19 protein-coding genes are annotated in these 17,385 nt (G+C 61.9%); 11 read left to right on the forward strand and 8 right to left on the reverse strand.

Going from position 1 to position 17,385, the window contains the following annotated elements:
- Nucleotides 1-9: 9 nt before the first annotated feature.
- From dapF to CAF79_RS04685, 3 genes are read right to left on the reverse strand one after another with little or no spacing between them, the layout of a single operon-like run.
- Nucleotides 10-840 carry a diaminopimelate epimerase gene (gene dapF, locus CAF79_RS04675; RefSeq protein WP_085696856.1) on the reverse strand — a complete coding sequence of 277 codons (831 nt, stop codon included), beginning with the start codon at nucleotides 838-840 and terminating at the stop codon, nucleotides 10-12.
- A 4-nt stretch (nucleotides 841-844) separates the two neighbouring features.
- Nucleotides 845-2,092 (reverse strand): diaminopimelate decarboxylase, encoded by a 1,248-nt coding sequence (gene lysA / locus CAF79_RS04680; RefSeq protein WP_085696857.1) that lies wholly within the window; start codon nucleotides 2,090-2,092, stop codon nucleotides 845-847.
- A gap of 9 nt (nucleotides 2,093-2,101) precedes the next feature.
- Nucleotides 2,102-2,275, reverse strand: a complete 174-nt coding sequence (locus CAF79_RS04685; protein ID WP_085696945.1) for a lipoprotein — start codon at nucleotides 2,273-2,275, stop codon at nucleotides 2,102-2,104.
- A gap of 239 nt (nucleotides 2,276-2,514) precedes the next feature.
- Here CAF79_RS04685 and cyaY point away from each other — a divergent pair, with 239 nt between their 5' ends.
- The 3 genes from cyaY (at nucleotide 2,515) to rnk (ending at nucleotide 3,615) form a co-directional block, all read left to right on the forward strand.
- Nucleotides 2,515-2,847, forward strand: coding sequence for an iron donor protein CyaY (gene cyaY, locus CAF79_RS04695; RefSeq protein ID WP_085696944.1), 333 nt, complete (start codon nucleotides 2,515-2,517; stop codon nucleotides 2,845-2,847).
- Between the two features lie 4 nt (nucleotides 2,848-2,851).
- Nucleotides 2,852-3,076, forward strand: coding sequence for a DUF1289 domain-containing protein (locus tag CAF79_RS04700; protein WP_085696858.1), 225 nt, complete (start codon nucleotides 2,852-2,854; stop codon nucleotides 3,074-3,076).
- Nucleotides 3,077-3,204: 128 nt separating this feature from the next.
- Complete coding sequence (gene rnk / locus CAF79_RS04705; protein WP_085696859.1) at nucleotides 3,205-3,615, forward strand: nucleoside diphosphate kinase regulator; 411 nt, start codon at nucleotides 3,205-3,207, stop codon at nucleotides 3,613-3,615.
- 6 nt (nucleotides 3,616-3,621) lie between these two features.
- On the opposite strand, the gene CAF79_RS04710 is transcribed toward rnk, so the two are convergent.
- The 3 genes from CAF79_RS04710 to CAF79_RS04720 form a co-directional block, all read right to left on the reverse strand.
- A complete protein-coding gene (locus CAF79_RS04710) occupies nucleotides 3,622-6,465 on the reverse strand; it encodes a class I adenylate cyclase (protein ID WP_085696860.1) in 2,844 nt (947 codons plus the stop codon).
- A gap of 195 nt (nucleotides 6,466-6,660) precedes the next feature.
- A complete protein-coding gene (locus CAF79_RS04715; protein WP_085696861.1) occupies nucleotides 6,661-6,906 on the reverse strand; it encodes a TIGR02647 family protein in 246 nt (81 codons plus the stop codon).
- 191 nt (nucleotides 6,907-7,097) lie between these two features.
- Complete coding sequence (locus CAF79_RS04720; RefSeq protein ID WP_085689966.1) at nucleotides 7,098-7,382, reverse strand: hypothetical protein; 285 nt, start codon at nucleotides 7,380-7,382, stop codon at nucleotides 7,098-7,100.
- Between the two features lie 123 nt (nucleotides 7,383-7,505).
- On the opposite strand from CAF79_RS04720, the gene CAF79_RS04725 reads away from it, so the two are divergent.
- Entirely contained in the window at nucleotides 7,506-8,165 is a 660-nt protein-coding gene (locus CAF79_RS04725) for a glutathione S-transferase family protein (RefSeq protein ID WP_085696862.1), read from the forward strand.
- A gap of 129 nt (nucleotides 8,166-8,294) precedes the next feature.
- Here the strand turns inward: CAF79_RS04725 and argH are convergent, their stop codons facing one another.
- Nucleotides 8,295-9,689 carry an argininosuccinate lyase gene (gene argH / locus CAF79_RS04730; RefSeq protein ID WP_085696863.1) on the reverse strand — a complete coding sequence of 465 codons (1,395 nt, stop codon included), beginning with the start codon at nucleotides 9,687-9,689 and terminating at the stop codon, nucleotides 8,295-8,297.
- A gap of 474 nt (nucleotides 9,690-10,163) precedes the next feature.
- Between argH and CAF79_RS04740 the strand changes: the two genes are divergently transcribed.
- The 7 genes from CAF79_RS04740 to CAF79_RS04770 all read left to right on the forward strand — a co-directional run bounded on the left by CAF79_RS04740 (nucleotide 10,164) and on the right by CAF79_RS04770 (nucleotide 16,564).
- Nucleotides 10,164-10,910 (forward strand): LytTR family DNA-binding domain-containing protein, encoded by a 747-nt coding sequence (locus tag CAF79_RS04740; protein ID WP_085696865.1) that lies wholly within the window; start codon nucleotides 10,164-10,166, stop codon nucleotides 10,908-10,910.
- A 138-nt stretch (nucleotides 10,911-11,048) separates the two neighbouring features.
- The gene (gene hemC / locus CAF79_RS04745; RefSeq protein ID WP_085696866.1) at nucleotides 11,049-11,990 is read left to right on the forward strand and encodes a hydroxymethylbilane synthase; all 942 of its coding nucleotides are present in this window, start codon (nucleotides 11,049-11,051) and stop codon (nucleotides 11,988-11,990) included.
- A complete protein-coding gene (locus CAF79_RS04750) occupies nucleotides 11,987-12,754 on the forward strand; it encodes a uroporphyrinogen-III synthase (RefSeq protein ID WP_085696867.1) in 768 nt (255 codons plus the stop codon). The genes hemC and CAF79_RS04750 overlap by 4 nt, the downstream gene beginning before the upstream one ends.
- 16 nt (nucleotides 12,755-12,770) lie before the next feature.
- Nucleotides 12,771-13,913 (forward strand): uroporphyrinogen-III C-methyltransferase, encoded by a 1,143-nt coding sequence (locus CAF79_RS04755; RefSeq protein WP_085696868.1) that lies wholly within the window; start codon nucleotides 12,771-12,773, stop codon nucleotides 13,911-13,913.
- Complete coding sequence (locus CAF79_RS04760) at nucleotides 13,910-15,148, forward strand: heme biosynthesis protein HemY (RefSeq protein ID WP_085696869.1); 1,239 nt, start codon at nucleotides 13,910-13,912, stop codon at nucleotides 15,146-15,148. The genes CAF79_RS04755 and CAF79_RS04760 overlap by 4 nt, the downstream gene beginning before the upstream one ends.
- Nucleotides 15,149-15,368: 220 nt before the next feature.
- The gene (locus CAF79_RS04765) at nucleotides 15,369-15,920 is read left to right on the forward strand and encodes a disulfide bond formation protein B (protein ID WP_085696870.1); all 552 of its coding nucleotides are present in this window, start codon (nucleotides 15,369-15,371) and stop codon (nucleotides 15,918-15,920) included.
- Nucleotides 15,921-16,105: 185 nt separating this feature from the next.
- On the forward strand, nucleotides 16,106-16,564 hold the full coding sequence (locus tag CAF79_RS04770; protein ID WP_007951863.1) for an Rsd/AlgQ family anti-sigma factor: 459 nt from the start codon (nucleotides 16,106-16,108) through the stop codon (nucleotides 16,562-16,564).
- A 60-nt stretch (nucleotides 16,565-16,624) separates the two neighbouring features.
- Here CAF79_RS04770 and CAF79_RS04775 read toward each other — a convergent pair whose 3' ends face one another.
- Nucleotides 16,625-17,290, reverse strand: coding sequence for an FKBP-type peptidyl-prolyl cis-trans isomerase (locus tag CAF79_RS04775; RefSeq protein WP_085696871.1), 666 nt, complete (start codon nucleotides 17,288-17,290; stop codon nucleotides 16,625-16,627).
- Nucleotides 17,291-17,385 lie beyond the last annotated feature (95 nt).

Here is a 17,385-nt window from a genome sequence, read left to right on the forward strand (position 1 = left end):
TCTGCTCACTCAAAGACGCACTTGTCCTTCGTATACGCGCACTGCCGGGCCGGTCATCAACACCGGTTGGCCGGGGCCTGCCCATTCAATGGACAGACGCCCGCCCGGCAGGTCGATCAGCAGTGGCGAATCCATCCACCCCTGACTGATCGCCGCTACAGCAGCAGCGCAGGCACCGGTGCCGCAGGCCTGGGTTTCCCCGGCGCCGCGTTCCCACACGCGCAGTTGCGCGCGATGGCGGTCGATGACCTGGAGAAAACCGACGTTGACCCGTGCCGGGAAGCGCGGATGGTGTTCGATTTTCGGCCCCAGTTCATGCACCGGTGCAGTGTTGATATCGCTGACCCGCAGCACCGCATGGGGGTTGCCCATGGACACCGCCGCCAGATCGACCGGCGTACCGTCGACATCGACCTGATAACTCAGGGCCTGCTCCGGCGCCTGGAACGGAATGTCCGCCGGCACCAGACGCGGGGCGCCCATGTTCACGCCGATCTGGCCGTCGTTGCGCACGTCCAGTTCAATGATGCCGCCCTTGGTCTCGACGCGGATCTTCCGTTTGGCGGTCAGGCGCTTGTCGAGCACGAAGCGGGCGAAGCAGCGCGCACCGTTGCCGCACTGCTCCACTTCGGAGCCGTCGGAATTGAAGATCCGGTAACGGAAATCCACGTCCGGATTGCTCGGCGCCTCGACGATCAGCAACTGGTCGAAACCGATGCCGGTGTGCCGGTCGCCCCACATTTTTGCGTGCTTGGGCTGAATGTGCGCGTGCTGGCTGACCAGGTCGAGGACCATGAAATCGTTGCCCAGGCCGTGCATCTTGGTAAAACGCAGCAGCATGGGGTTACTCCGGCAGCAGGCTTTCGCCGCCAAACAGCTCGGCCACGGTCTCGCGGCGACGCACTTCAAAAGCCTGATCGCCATCCACCAGCACTTCAGCGGCACGGCCGCGAGTGTTGTAGTTGGAGCTCATCACGAAACCGTAGGCACCGGCCGAATGCACGGCCAGCAGATCGCCTTCTTCCAGCGCCAGTTCACGTTCCTTGGCGAGGAAATCGCCGGTTTCACAGATCGGGCCGACGACGTCGTAGGTACGCGCAGCGGTCTCGCGTGGCTTGACCGGGGTCACGTCCATCCAGGCCTGGTACAGCGCCGGGCGGATCAGGTCGTTCATGGCCGCGTCAACGATGGCGAAGTCTTTGTGCTCGGTGTGCTTGAGGTACTCGACCTGGGTCAGCAGCACGCCGGCGTTGGCGACGATGAAGCGGCCCGGTTCGAACACCAGTGCCAGGTCGCGACCGACCAGACGCTCGCGCACGGCCTTGATGTAATCGGCGGCCAATGGCGGCTCTTCATCGCGATAACGCACACCCAGGCCGCCACCGAGATCGATGTGGCGCAGGTGGATGCCGCAATCGCCGAGGCGATCGACCAGATCCAGCAGGCGGTCGAGGGCGTCGAGGAACGGTGGCAGGGAGGTCAGTTGCGAACCGATGTGGCAGTCAACGCCGACCACTTCCAGGTTCGGCAGGTGCGCGGCACGCACGTACACGTCTTCGGCGTCAGCGATGGCGATGCCGAACTTGTTCTCTTTGAGACCGGTGGAAATGTACGGGTGGGTGCCGGCATCGACGTCCGGGTTGACGCGCAGCGAGATCGGCGCGCGAACGCCCAGCTCGGCGGCGACCAGCTGCAGGCGCTCGAGCTCGTCGGTGGATTCGACGTTGAAGCAATGCACGCCGACTTCCAGCGCGCGGCGCATGTCGTCACGGGTCTTGCCGACGCCGGAGAACACGATCTTGTCCGGGCTGCCGCCGGCGGCCAGTACGCGTTCCAGTTCGCCACGGGAGACGATGTCGAAGCCGGCGCCAATGCGGGCCAGGACATTCAGGACACCGAGGTTGGAGTTGGCCTTGACCGCGAAGCAGACCAGGTGCGGCATGCCGGCCAGCGCATCGGCGTAGGCCAGGTACTGGGCCTCGATGTGGGCGCGGGAGTAGACGTAGGTCGGTGTGCCGAAGCGATCGGCGATGGCGGACAGCGCCACACCTTCCGCGAACAGTTCCCCGCCACGGTAGTTAAAAGCGTCCATGGCGATCCCTTAGTAAACGTCGTGCTTGTGTGCCTTGGAGACAGGCTGCTTTTGCGAAGACTGGGCTTGCTCGGCCGGGTCCTGATCTTCATCGGGCAGGTACAGCGGGCCTTTCTGACCGCAAGCCGAAACGAGGCAGGCAACCGCGACGATCGCAGCGATGGAAGAGATCAGGCGCTTCATGGCGAAATCCTTGAATATGCGTTAATTGCGCCGGAGTATACCGGCCACCCGGCAGCTTGCCTATGCGACGGAACTCCCGTCCGGCGGGGCTCGGGCTGCGGCGCGGAAACTTTTCCCGCGTGGCGGGTGGATATTTCGTCGCCGGGCAGGGCGCTTGGTCGTTATCCTTTGCAATCGGCCGGCAGCGTCCGTATCTTGCGGCGCTTGAGCCTGATCAGACATTTTTTGAGGTTGCCGCAATGAGTTTGTCCGAAGCCCGTTTCCACGATCTGGTCGATGAAACCCAGGAAAAACTGGAAGACATCTTCGACGACAGCGACATGGACATCGACATGGAGAACTCGGCCGGTGTGCTGACCGTCAAGTTCGAGAACGGCACCCAGCTGATCTTCAGTCGTCAGGAACCGTTGCGTCAGCTGTGGCTGGCCGCGGTGTCCGGTGGTTTCCACTTCGACTACGACGAAGAAAGCGAACGCTGGATGTGCGACAAGAGCGAAGAGCAGCTGGGCGAAATGCTGGAGCGCATCGTCAAGCAGCAGGCCGGCACCGAATTCGATTTCGAAGGCCTGTGATTTCGTGACTGATACCGCGCCCGTCCGTCCGCCGAAGCCGCTCTACAGCAACGTCAGCCCGGCCGTGCCATCGCCGTGCACCGGCGTCTGTCGGCTGGATGAGCAGAAGGTCTGCCGCGGCTGCATGCGCCATGTCGAAGACATCCGCGAGTGGCGTTCGGCCGATGACGAGCGCCGTCGCGTGATTTGTGCGCAGGCGGCTCAGCGCCGGCAGCTCGCCGGAGCGTAGCTTGTATATTTTTTGAGCTGTGATAGTGTCCGGAAACGCCTCAACCCATCGAGGCCTGGTGAGAACCCCGTCTTTTTTGGCGGGGTTTTGCTTTTTTTGTGTGCAGAAGAAAGGAGTCTGCCCGGATCATGACCGCACCTTCCATCACCCTTACCCGTCTGGACGTGCAACGTCTGGAGCGCCTGATCGACAGCCTGGATGACTCGCTGCCGGGCGTGATCGCGCTGCAAACCGAACTGGACCGCGCCGATACCCTGGTCGGTCACGATGAAGTGCCTGCCGATGTCGTGACGATGAATTCCCGTGTGCACTGCCGTGAAGAAAGCAGTGGCAAGGACTACCACCTGACCCTGGTCTACCCGAAGCACGCCAACGCCGACGAAGGCAAAGTCTCGATCCTGGCCCCGGTCGGCAGTGCGCTGCTGGGCCTCAAAGTCGGTCAGCACATCGACTGGCCGGCACCGGGTGGCAAGACCTTGAAACTGACCTTGCTGGAAGTCGAGTCGCAGCCGGCCAACGGCGGCGACTTCCCGGAATAACCCGCCTCAGACCTGCTCGAGCGCCTCGTTCAGAGAGCGTTCCAGGTCGGCCTTGTAACGCAGATACAGATTGCTTGAACTCTGCCCGTCACCGATCACACCCGACAGGTCGAGGTCGGTGATGTAGCAGCGGTAGCGCTCGGTTTCCCGGCGCTGCCCGACGATCTCCCGGGCGACCACGCTGAACAGCTGGTCGCCATGTTCCAGCTCGCTGAATTCCCGTTGATTGCAATACAGCGTGACCTGCACTTCGCCGGGTGCGGCTTTACCGACGATCGCCTGCACGTCGTAGAACGGTTTGTTGACCGGCGTCTGCGGCGCCGGGCGCATTTCGACTCGTCGCGCGCGTCCCGTCCCTGATGGCAATAACTGGTAATACAAGATTTCAAGGCTGACGGCGTGGCCCGAGTCCATCGGCAGCAGCGCTTCGCGGCGGAACTGGATCGATTGCAGGAATCGCTGCAACGGCACCAACAGGCTTTGCTCGTCGTGATAGGGCAAGTGCTGCTGCCACAGCGCGTTGAACTCGTCGAGTACGTACAGTTCGGCGGTTTGTTCGGTGAGCCGGTAGAACACCTGAATGCATTCGGGCTGGCCCATCGGCAGGATCAGCGCCAGGTCGTGGTCTTCCAGCGCCATCGGATCCAGGTGCAGCGGGCTGTAGCGCGGCTGTTCCTCACCAAGGTAATCAAGCAGCGCCGGCAGGGTGGCGAGGGCCACATGGCTGACCTGGCCCGGCACCAGTTCCAGCACGTGATAGTGCTGCTGCACCTGGATCAGGTAGCGGTGATTCAAATCGCTTAACAGCAGTGTCTGCGCGGTGTCGACGATTTCTTCCACCCGGCGGGCGATGAACTGCGCGCGGTTGTGACAGAAGCAACGCACTCGCAGCGATGGCTGTTGCGGCCCGCGCGGCAGGTTGTTGAGGTAATCGCGCAGGCAGTCCATCAAGGCATGCGGACCGTCAAAGCGGTTGACCAGTACCTCGTTCCAGCTGTTGAGCGTGACCTGATCCAGGGTCAGCACCAGGTTCTCGCGCACACCGGCGTAGCTCAGCGAATCGGTACGCTCGGTGGTCATCAGGATGTTCAGGTCGCGGTGATGCTTGAGCGGGTCGACCCCGACATTCACCAGCATCAGCACTTCGCTCGGCACGGCGGCGCGCAGCAGCGGTTCTTCGGCAACGGTCGACAAGGGCAGGGCGATGCTCTGTTGCAGGCTGCCGAGCAGGTTGAACAGTTCGAATTCGCTCAGGTCGCTGGTGCCGGGGTGCAGGGCCAGTCGGGTGCTGCTGTCGATCACGCCGTTGCGGTGGCACCAGGTCAGCAGTTCCAGCAACTCGCGGCTGCGCTTGATCGGCGCGAAATGTTCCCACTCCAGCGCCGTCAGGCTGCCGTTGTACAGGCCCCACTGGGTTTGGCCCGGTTCCTTTTTGTTCGGCGATTGCACCAGGGTCAGGGTGTCTTCGGCCAGATCCGGGGCGATGCCGGGATTGATGAACTCGACCTTGTCCGCCTTGCGCTCGAACGCGGCGTACAGGCGCCGGCCGAGAACGTTGAGGTCGCGCTTGTTGATCAGGCTGACGGTCTGTTCGGTGCGGGCGAACTGGGTCAGAAAGCGGTAGCTGTAATTCAGCTCGTTGACCAGGGCCCGGCGCTCGGCGCTGACCTGGCGGACTTTCCACTGGCTGCGGCTGTCGAGCAGTGCCAGTTGCCGCTGGTCCCAATGCCATTCGCTGGCCAGTCGTTCCAGCAGTGAACGCTGCCAGCTCTGGGTGCGGGTGTTGCCGGTGAGCTTGCGGTTGACCTTGAGGTACAGCGCCCGGCGCACCAGTTCCAGACGCTCCGGTTCGTTGCGCGCCGTGAGGTATTCCTCGATCCGCCGGTAAACCACCATGTACGGGTCCAGCTCGTCGAGGTCCAGCCGGTTGGCGAATACGGCCTGCTTGAAGCGCAGGCTCAGGCATTGCACCTGTGGATGCTCGCTGGCGTAAACCTCGGTCAGCAGCAGCTTGAGCACCGACTTGTAAGGCGACTCGATGCCCTTGAACAGTTGCCACAGCCCGGCGCCGACGAACTCGCCCGGCGGAATGTGCGCCATCGGCCCCAGGTCGAGGGTTTCATCGTTGCGGATAAACCGCTTGGAAATCAGGGTGTGGGTGTACGCGTCATAGGCGCGTTCCTCGTAGACCGGCACCAGCCACCAGATCGGCGTGCGCCCGGCGAGCCAGATCGCGGTGCGATAGAACTCGTCCAGCAGCAGATAGTGCTGGGTGGTGCCGCAATCTTCAGAGCTGAGCTGGGTGTCGCGGTCGCCTTTGACGAAGCGCACCGGGTCGATCAGGAAGAAATGCGCTTCTGCCCCCTGGCTGGCAGCCCAGGTTTCGAGCAACTGGCATTTCTTGCGCAGCTCGGCCAGTTCACTGTCGCTCAGGTCGGGGGCATGGCAGACCCAAACGTCCATGTCGCTCTGATCGGCCTGGGCCAGCGTGCCGAGGCTGCCCATCAGGAACAGCCCATGAATCGGTCGAGGCGGGTTGCTGCCGTGTCGCGGTTTGTAGGAGAACGAGCGGGTCAGGCGCTGGGCTTCGGCCAGCGCGTCGGCATCCGGTTCGTAATTCGACAGCCCGGCCGGCGTACCGCCCGAGACATAACCGGGCAACAGCGGATGATTGACGTGAAAAAACAGCGGCAGCAGCGTCAGCACACTTTGCTGGCGCGTCGACAGGCCTTCCAGTGCCCGGTTCAGGCGACCTTCATTGAGTTTCAGAAAACGTGCACGTAGCTGGCTGAGTACCTTGCGGTCGATGCCTTCGTCCAGGTCGGGGCGGATTTCATGGGTGCGGGTCATGTCGGCTCAAACCGGCGCGCAGGGCTCGGAGGCAAGGGGTCTCGGGTGTCCGGGAGTTTAGCGCCTGAGCAGCAGGAGTTTTAAGCTGAATTTGTTTTTTTGACGTCAGATTTCCAACGTTGGGCGATGGGCAACGTTCATGGCTGGCCCGCGGAAATCCCGTGGCAGGGATTTCCGTGGGCAAAGTCGGGAGGATCAGGCGTTTTGCTGCTCTTTGAGAATCGTCAGTACGGTTTGCACGTTTTGTGCGGCATCGCGACCGAGGCTGGTCAGGTAACCGCCATCAGGCTGGTCTGTCAGTTCTTTTTCAAACAGGCGTTGTGCGGCGGCAATGTGCTTCGGGGCAGCGGTCTGATGAATTTTCAGACCTTCCTGGGAACTGTCCAGGTTGAAGAGTGCGAGGACTTCCAGTTCGGCAACCAACTCAGGGGTAAGCGACATAAGGACTCCAGACTTTCTAGGAATTGGACGACAGCGCCCCTAAGGTGAACCTGCCGGCGCGGCCTGTCCAGTGCGCGTGTCAGGGTTTTCGTCCCGGGGTGGATTCCAGTGTAGTCAGGGGTCAGCAGAAGGCCGTGGAGATGGATGACAAATTGTGTGGGAGCAGGCCTGCTCCCACAGGGCGAGACCGGTTACTGCTTTTCCGGTGGCAGTTCCGGCAATGCGCGCAGCGCGGTTTCGTACCATTCGGTATCGAACGCGCGGTCATCGTCGAGCATCGCATCGATTTCGTAGGCCAGCACATGGGCCATCAGGTTCAGGATGTCTTCGCGCTCGTAGCCGACCAGCGTCAGCTTGTTGAAGGTTGCCTTGGCCGCTGGCGGGTTGTCGCTTTCGATCTGGTTCTCGATCGCTTCGATCAGCGTCGATTCGGTGAATTCTTCTTCATCATTGTCGATGTCAGTCGGCTCGCTCATGGCAGGCTCCTCAAGGAAAGGCGCCAGTTTACCCGCATTCAGCGGCGTGATGCTGCTGGCGAGAACCCCCCGGGCGATCTATAAACAGGCACTGCCCACCCCGCACGGCCTGGAGGCTATGTGATGTTCAAGCTCTATGGATTCTCCGTCAGCAACTACTACAACATGGTCAAACTGGCGCTGCTGGAAAAAGGCCTGCCGTTCGAAGAGGTCACGTTCTACCCGACGCCGACGCCTGAATCTCTGGCCATCAGCCCGCGCGGCAAGGTGCCGGTGCTGGGGGCCGAAGGCGGTTACATCAACGAAACGATGGTGATGCTCGAATACCTCGAAAGCAGTCAGCAGGGTGTCCCGCTGTTACCGACCGAACCGTTCGCCCGTGCCCAGGTGCTGGCAGTGGCCAAGGAAATCGAGCTGTATATCGAGCTGCCGGCCCGTGCCTGTTATGGCGAAGCGTTTTTCGGTACGGCGCTGCCGGAGGCGATCAAAGAGAAAACCAAGGCTGAATTGCTGCTGGGTTTTGCGGCGCTGGGACGTCACGGCAAGTTCGACCCGTATGTGGCGGGCGACAGCCTGAGCATTGCGGATTTGTACTTCCTCTACAGCGTGCCACTGGCGGCTGCGGTGGGGCACAAACTGTTCGGTCTGGATTTGCTGGCGGAGATGCCGAAGGCCAGGGCGCTGCTGGAGCGGCTTGAGCAGAATCCGCACGTGCAGAAGATCGAGGCGGACAAGGATGCGGCGATGCCGGCGTTTTTGGCGATGATCGCGGCCAAAAAGTAAGTTTACTGGTGCTTTCGAGATGGCTTTCGCGAGCAGGCCCGCTCTCGCATTCGATCTGCTGCGAACACCGGGCAGATGTCCAATCGAGATCAATTGTGGGAGCGGGCCTGCTCGCGAAGCTTTCAGCTTTTAGCGGCTGGCGATCAACGCCTGGCCGCGAATCACGGCAGCCTTGACCTGCGCCGGCGCTGTGCCGCCGATGTGGTCACGGGCATTCACCGAGCCTTCCAGGGTCAGCACGGCGAACACGTCCTGTTCGATCTGATCGCTGAACTGACGCAGTTCTTCCAGGCTCATCTCGGCCAGATCCTTGCCGGTGTCGACGCCGTACTTCACCGCGTGACCGACGATCTCGTGGCAATCACGGAACGGCAGGCCACGGCGCACCAGGTAGTCGGCCAGGTCAGTGGCAGTGGAGAAACCGCGCAGCGCCGCTTCACGCATGATGGCGTGTTTCGGTTTGATCGCCGGGATCATGTCGGCGAAGGCACGCAGCGAGTCGCGCAGGGTGTCGGCGGCGTCGAACAGCGGTTCCTTGTCTTCCTGGTTGTCCTTGTTGTAGGCCAGTGGCTGGCCTTTCATCAGGGTCAGCAGGCCCATCAGGGCGCCGAACACACGGCCGGTCTTGCCGCGTACCAGTTCCGGCACGTCGGGGTTTTTCTTTTGCGGCATGATCGAGCTGCCGGTGCAGAAGCGGTCCGGCAGATCGATGAACTGGAACTGCGCGCTGGTCCACAGCACCAGCTCTTCGGAGAAGCGCGACAGGTGCATCATCGCGATGCTTGCGGCGGAGCAGAATTCAATGGCGAAGTCCCGGTCGGACACGTTGTCCAGCGAGTTGCCGCCGACGGCGTCGAAGCCCAACAGTTGCGCGGTGTATTCGCGGTCGATCGGGTAGGTGGTACCGGCCAGCGCGGCGCTGCCCAGCGGCATGCGGTTGGTGCGCTTGCGGCAGTCGACCAGGCGCTCGTAGTCGCGGCTGAGCATTTCGAACCAGGCCAGCATGTGGTGCCCGAAGGTCACAGGCTGAGCGGTCTGCAGGTGGGTGAAACCCGGCATGATGCTCGCGGCTTCGCGCTCGGCCTGCTCCAGCAGGCCTTTTTGCAGGCGGGTGATTTCGCTCAGGATCAGGTCGATCTCGTCACGCAGCCACAGGCGGATGTCGGTGGCGACCTGGTCATTGCGGCTGCGGCCGGTGTGCAGCTTCTTGCCGGTGATGCCGATGCGGTCGGTCAGGCGTGCTTCGATGTTCATGTGCACGTCTTCGAGGTCGACGCGCCAGTCGAACTGGCCGGCCTCGATTTCGCCCTGGATGGTCTTCAGCCCATCGATGATGCTGTCGCGCTCGGCATCCGTCAGCACGCCGACCTTGGCCAGCATGGTGGCGTGGGCGATCGAGCCCATGATGTCGTGGCGATACAGGCGCTGGTCGAAAGTGACGGAGGCGGTGAAGCGGGCGACGAAGGCGTCGACGGGTTCACTGAAGCGGCCGCCCCAGGACTGATTGGTCTTGTCAGTGCTCATGAATTCGCTCGTATCGGCTTGAAGAAAGAAGGCGTGAAACGCTGGCGCGGATAATAACAGGGTTGCCAATCCTGTCGCTGACACTGGTCGATACGTTTTTTTCTCATGTCCTCCTCCATAGTCGCCGGTGTCTGCGGGGGATTTGCGCAAGGATATTTTTCGATTGAGCAATATCGGCCTGACGAGCGTCTACAGTAGGACATAGGGGTCGACGTGGCGGCGGATCGCGCAAAGGTCCGGTCACCGACTATAAGAAGAGAGAGGGGTGGGTGTATTGGCCATTGGCATACCCTGCGTAAAACGCAGTCGGCGACGGGCGTCAGTCGGTACGTTGCTCGTGTCGGCAAATATTGCCGGCCGACGTACGGCACTTTTTGACGCTCGCGCTAGTCTTAGCGTGGATCGCGGTGACGGACGTCACTCCACTTGTCTACGCTATCCTTGTGCGAGACTCACGCAGGAATCCAGCGCAATATGAATGTCCTGATCGTTGATGACGAACCACTGGCCCGCGAGCGCCTCGCCCGAATGGTGAGCGAGCTCGAGGGCTACACAGTCCTGGAGCCTAGCGCCACCAATGGCGAAGAGGCGTTGGCGCTGATCGACAGCCACAAGCCGGATATCGTGCTGCTCGATATTCGCATGCCGGGCCTCGATGGCCTGCAGGTGGCTGCCCGTCTGTGCGAACGCGAGACCCCGCCAGCCGTGGTGTTTTGCGCAGGTCCCGATGAATTTGCCGTGGAAGCCCTTCAGGCCAGCGCCGTGGGCTATGTGGTGAAACCCGTGCGAACCGAACATCTGCATGACGCCCTGAAACGGGCTGAACGTCCCAACCGGGCCCAGCTCTCGGCCCTGACCCGTCCTGCCGCCGAAAGCGGTAACGGCCCGCGCAGCCACATCAGCGCCCGCACCCGTAAAGGCATCGAACTGATCCCGCTGGATCAGGTGGTGTATTTCATTGCCGACCACAAATACGTGACCTTGCGCCACGAAGCCGGCGAAGTTCTTCTGGATGAGCCGCTCAAGGCACTGGAAGACGAATTCGGCGAGCGCTTCGTGCGGATCCACCGCAACGCGCTGGTCGCCCGCGACCGCATCGAGCGACTGCAACGCACACCGCTGGGCCACTTCCAGTTGTTCCTCAAGGGTCTGAACGGTGACGCGCTGATCGTCAGCCGCCGGCATGTGGCGGGCGTGCGCAAAATGATGCAGGGGCTTTAGGCCGCAGGCTCCGGGCGGTTCTTCGTTCTTTTCACCAGGCATTGCAGGCCAGGGAGGCCACGCGGTTTCTGATTCAGGTCAAAGTGGATTTGGCTGAGCTGTTATTATCCGCCGTATCTATTCAGTACGGATTGATCCATGTCCTCTCGCGAAATCCGCATCGCCACCCGCAAAAGTGCTCTGGCCCTCTGGCAGGCCGAATACGTCAAAGCCCGTCTGGAAGCAGCCCACCCGGGCCTGCTGGTGACGCTGGTGCCCATGGTCAGTCGTGGCGACAAGCTGCTTGATTCGCCCCTGTCGAAAATCGGCGGCAAGGGCCTTTTCGTTAAAGAACTGGAAACCGCGCTGCTGGAAAACGAAGCCGACATCGCCGTGCATTCGATGAAAGACGTGCCGATGGATTTCCCCGAAGGCCTCGGTCTGTTCTGCATCTGCGAGCGCGAAGATCCGCGTGACGCGTTTGTCTCCAATGCATATTCCAGCCTCGATGCATTGCCTGCCGGCAGCATCGTCGGTACCTCCAGCCTGCGTCGTCAGGCGCAGTTGCTGACCCGTCGTCCGGATCTGGAGATCCGTTTCCTGCGCGGCAACGTCAACACCCGTCTGGCCAAGCTTGACGCCGGCGAGTACGACGCGATCATCCTCGCGGCAGCTGGTCTGATCCGTCTTGGTTTCGAAGACCGCATCACCTCGGCCATCAGCGTCGACGACAGCCTGCCGGCCGGTGGCCAGGGCGCCGTCGGTATCGAGTGCCGCAGTGCCGACACTGAAATCCATGCCCTGCTCGCACCCCTGCATCACGCCGACACCGCTGACCGTGTCACGGCCGAGCGTGCCCTCAACAAACATCTGAATGGCGGCTGCCAGGTGCCGATCGCCTGCTACGCCGTGCTCGAAGGCGATCAATTGTGGCTACGCGGTCTGGTGGGCGAACCGAGCGGCGGCAAGCTGCTCAGCGCACAGGCCCGTGCGCCGCGTGCCGCAGCCCAGACGCTGGGCGTGCAGGTGGCCGAAGACCTGCTCAGCCAGGGCGCCGACGATATTCTCAAGGCAGTCTACGGCGAGGCAGGTCACGAGTGACCGCCTGGCGCCTGCTGCTGACGCGCCCGGCGGAGGACTGTTCGGCGCTCGCCGCCGTGCTGGCCGAACAAGGGTTTTTCAGCAGCTGTCTGCCGCTTTTGGAAATTGCGCCACTGCCGGTCTCTGACACAATGCGCCACACGATCACGCAACTGCCGCGTTATAGCGCCGTGATCGTGGTCAGCAAGCCGGCGGCGCGGATCGCGGTGGATCTGCTCGATTCTCTGGGTCTGTCGACTCCGACGATGCCATGGTTCAGCGTGGGTGCAGCGACCGCCGCGATCCTTCGGGATCGGGGGCTGGATGTGAGCTTCCCGGACGCGGGCGACGACAGCGAAGCCTTGCTGCAATTGCCGCGTCTTCTGGCGGCGGTGGCCGTACCCGGTTCGCAGGTGTTGATCCTGCGCGGTGAGGGCGGACGCGAATTGCTGGCCGAGCGCCTGCGCGCGCTTGGTGCTAGTGTCGAATATCTGGAGTTGTACCGTCGCGACCTGCCGGACTATGCGCCGCAGGAGCTGCCTCGCAGGATTGCAGCGGAACGCCTGAACGGGCTGGTGGTCAGCAGTGGACAGGGTTTCGAGCACCTGCGCCAACTGGCCGGCGATACCTGGCCTGTGCTTGCGCAGTTGCCGTTGTTTGTTCCAAGCCCAAGGGTTGCCGAGCAGGCCAGTGCCGCCGGGGCCCGAACAGTTGTGGATTGTCGCGGCGCGAGTGCCGCGGCTTTGCTGACGGCGTTACGGGAGCATCCCGTGCCCGTTCTCTAATGCAAAGGATGGATACGTGAGCGAAACAACCTTGCCTAAAGATGACGTTCAACCTGTGATCGATGCACCGGTTGATGCACCGCCACCGGCCGCCGAACCGCGCCGAGGCAACGGATTGGCCATTCTCGCGCTGCTGCTCGGCGCCGCCGGTGTTGCGGTGGGTGGCTGGGGTGTCTGGCAGGTGCGACACCTGCAGGCCAACACTCAAAATCAATTGAGTCAGGTTCAAGCGTTGAACGATCAGGCACAGACCCTGAAGCTCAACGAGCAACGACTGACCGAGCGTCTCGGGCAATTGCCCGGCGCCGATGAACTTGCCGATCGCCAGCGTCTGGTGACCCAGCTTCAGGGCGATCAGCAGCGCCTCAATCAGCGTCTGGAAACCGTCCTCGGCGCCAGCCGCAAGGACTGGCGTCTGGCCGAGGCCGAACACTTGCTGCGTCTGGCCAGTCTGCGTCTTTCCGCCCTGCAGGACATCAGCAGCGCTCAGGCACTGGTGCAGGGTGCCGACGAAATCCTGCGTGAGCAGAATGATCCCGGTTCGTTCGCCGCCCGCGAGCAAGTGGCGAAAACCCTTGTGGCGCTGCGCAGTACCGAACAGCCGGATCGCACCGGGCTGTTTCTGCGCCTGGGCGCCTTGCGCGATCAGGTCGTCGGTCTCACCGAGCTGGCGCCGGAATACAAGGATCGCGGCGATTCGCTGCTGGGCCTGACTTCCGACGGCGATGGCGCCAGTCGCTGGGCGCAGTGGTGGGATCAGATCTCGCGTTACATCCGCATCGATTTCAACGCTGACAAAAACGTCCGGCCGCTGCTTGCTGGCCAGAGTCTGAGTCAGGTGCGTCTGGCCCTGAGCCTTTCGCTCGAGCAGGCGCAATGGGCTGCGCTCAACGGCCAGGCGCCGGTTTACACCCAGGCCCTGGCCGAAGCGCGTGACGTCCTCACCGGCAACTTCAATCCGGACAACCCGCAGAGCAAAATCATGCTCGAGCAGGTCGCGGAACTGAGCAAGCAACCGGTTACCGTCAACACGCCGGATCTCGCCGGAACGTTGAGCGCGGTGCAGGCGTATCTGGAGCGCCGTAACGTCAACGCCGAGGAATCAGTGAAACCCTTCGCCAAACCGGCCGCGAGCACCGCTCAGGAGGCGACACCATGAAGCGCCTGTATGTGATCGTGTTTCTGGTGATCGCGGCAACGGCGGCGCTGGGCCTGGCGATTGCCGAGCATTCCGGTTACGTGCTGGTCGCCTACAAAAGCTTTCGTTATGAGTCGAGCCTGTGGGCAACCCTGGCGGTGGTCGCGGTGCTGTGGCTGCTGGTCTGGGGCATCAAGGCGCTGGTCGAGTTGGTGCTGACCTCCGGCGGCGTGGTCAATCCATGGTCGCGACGCAACCGCAGTCGCCGTGTGCAGGTGGCGATCGAGCATGGTCAGCTCGACCTGGCCGAAGGTCGCTGGGCCAGTGCCCAGCGCCACCTTTACCGGGCCGCCGAAGCCGAGCGTCAACCGTTGCTGTATTACCTGGGCGCCGCTCGCGCCGCCAACGAACAAGGCCACTACGAGGAAAGCGATCGCCTGCTGGAGCGCGCCCTCGAGCGTCAGCCGCAGGCCGAGCTGGCGATCGCCCTCAGCCATGCGCAGTTGCAGACCGATCGTGGCGATACCGATGGCGCGCTGGTCACTTTGCAGGCGATGCACGAGCGCCATCCGCACAATGTGCAGACTTTGCGTCAGTTGCAGCGCCTGCATCAGCAGCGCGGTGACTGGTCGTCCGTGATCCGGCTGTTGCCGGAGCTGCGCAAGGACAAAGTCCTGCCACCGGCTGAGCTGACCGAGCTCGAGCGTCGCGCCTGGGGAGAAAATCTGTCCCTGGCGGCCCAGCGTGAAGAGGATGGCGCAGTCGGTTTGCAGTCGCTCAACCGAGCCTGGCAGCAGCTGACTTCTGCCCAGCGCCAGGAACCGGCGCTGGTGCTGGCCTACGCCGAGCAGTTGCGCCAACTGGGTGCCCAGGTCGAAGCGGAAGAAGTGCTGCGCACGGCGCTCAAGCGCAAGTACGACAGCCATCTGGCACGCCTTTACGGTCTGGTGCGCGGCAGTGATCCGGCGCGTCAGTTGCAGGCGGCTGAAGGCTGGCTCAAGGATCATCCGGGCGACGCCAGCCTGCTGCTGACGTTGGGGCGTTTGTGCCTGCAAGCCAGTCTGTGGGGCAAGGCGCGGGATTATCTGGAAAGCAGCCTGCGAGTGCAGCGTAATCCGGAGGCCTGCGCCGAGTTGGCTCGCCTGCTGGCCCGGTTGGGTGACACCGAGCGCAGCAATCTGCTGTTCCAGGAAGGGCTCGGGATGCTGGATGAACGCCTGCTGGCTGCGCCATTACCCGTAGCTGTTCGAGCGTGATCAGAAAGGAGGAGCGATGCTCCTCCTTTTTCTTCCGGTGACTGAATAGTTACCCGTAAATCCCTTCCTGAGCAAAGTCCTACAGTGGACTGCACCGAATCCTTCTGTGCTTGTCGGGATTTCCCTACACTTCTGATGAAGTGTCGCCAGTGACCTGCCTTGAAAGCCCGAGGCGCTTTCCTCTACCGTAACTGCCTGTCTTTATTTTTACGGATAAGCCATGTCTTTGGCCTGCTCACGCTCCCTGTTCTTTATGGCTTTCACTGCGGGGATTCTGGCCCTGGGAGCTTCCTATTACCTCGAATACGCGGTCGGTCTGGTGCCTTGCAGCCTGTGTCTGGTCCAGCGTCTGTTCATGAGTGTCCTCACCCTTTGTTGTGGTATGGCTGCGATCCATGGGCCGCAACGTGTCGGTCTGTCGCTGTATTGGGTGATGGCATTGTTGACCAGTCTTGGCGGCATGACGGCGGCCTGGCGGCAAGTGCTGTTGCAAAGTGATTCCCTGCAAAGACTGGCGCATTGCGGGCCCGGGCCGGAAGAGATGTTCAGCAGCCTGCCGTGGTTGTGCGCACTGATGCGCATGTTCAACGACACCGCCGATTGCGCGGAATTGTCCTGGACGCTGTTCGATCTGAGCATTCCGGAGTGGAGTCTGCTGTTTTTTGTGGGGATGTCGATCCTGGCTTTTTATCAGTTGCTGCGGCAGGTCTGGATGGCATTGCAGCGACCGCTGCGCGGCCAACCGTCGCACCCGGCGCTGGTCAGGGATTAAACACTTGTATGAACTTTCTCTCCTGCGTACCTTGAAGCCATAGTCGTGCGGGCATAATCTGGCCCGCACGTGTCATTGGAATTGTGTTGCTCGATGACGCTCTGCCTGGCCGCCTCTCAAAGCATTAGCCACAAGAAGGGGCGCGGGTGTAGAGCAGCATGACCCACAAGGGAAGAGAGATCGCCATGCTCGAAAGTTGTCAGAATGCTCAGGAACGCTGGGGTGGAGTTCATCTGCTGATCGACCGCTGGCTGCAGGAGCGTGAGGAGTTGATCGCTGCCTATGACAAGCTGGGCGCCAAGCCTCAGGCGCTGTCCGAGGATCGAAAGCCCTTGCAGGAGTTCTGCGGCGTGCTGGTCGATTACGTCTCGGCCGGCCACTTCGAGATCTACGAACAGCTGACGGGCGAGGCCAAGGCCTTCAACGACAAGCGCGGCCTGGAACTGGCCGAGACGATCTACCCACGGATCGATGTCATCACCGAAAAGCTGCTCGCATTCAACGACCTTTGCGATGAAGGCAAATGCGTTGCTGAGAAATTCAAGGAGCTGGGCGGCCTGCTCCACGAGCGCTTCGAACTGGAAGACTGCCTGATCGAAGTGCTGCATACCGCACATAAGGAAGAGGATTCGGTTCAGGCCTGAATCCGGCCTTGCAAGAACCAGAAACGGTGCGCCCCAGGCGCACCGTTTTTTATTGGGCGATCAACTGGTCGCGCCGCGCAATTCCACTTCGAACACCAACGGTGTAAACGGCGCGATCAGGTCGCCGGCACCGTCAGCGCCATAAGCCTGATCCGACGGAATCACCAGACGCCACTTCGCGCCCACGGGCATGTTCTGTAGCGCCGTGCGCCAGCCGGCGATCACGCTGTCGAGATTGAACCACTGTGGTTGTGTGTTTTGATCGAACACGGTGCCATCCGGCAGTCGGCCGATATACAGCACCTGCACTTTTCCATCCGGGCCGGCCTTCGTGCCGTTCCCCGGCGAAAGCTCGGTCAGCAGGATGCCGTCGGCCAGTTCCTTCACACCCGGTTTGGCTTTTTCGGCGGTGAGAAAACGTCGCTCGTTTTCCATCGCGGCTTCAGTCGAAGGCATCGCTGCCTGCTCGGCTGTCTGCGATTCGTGATCGGCCAGAATCTGCTCGATGCGTGCCTCGCTCAGTGCCAGCGGTTTGCCTTGATAGGCCTGTTGCAGACCTTCGATCAACGCCTGGATCTGTAGCTGCGGCACTTCCTGGCGCAGCCGTTCACCGAGGCTGGCACCCAGGCTGTAAGCCAGATCGTGGGCATCGTTTGCAGTGTTTTTTTCGTCGGCCTGCGCCAAGGAAAAAATCATGCAGAGGGATAAAAAAAGGTAGCGCGACATGGGCACTCTCCGTCCTGAATTGCGGTGGATTATGCCAGCGCGAACGTCTGCAACGGTGAACTGCTTTTGCCAATGCGCAGAAGTTTTTCGCAAGC

Source organism: Pseudomonas sp. B26(2017) (genome assembly GCF_002113045.1).
GTDB lineage: Bacteria > Pseudomonadota > Gammaproteobacteria > Pseudomonadales > Pseudomonadaceae > Aquipseudomonas.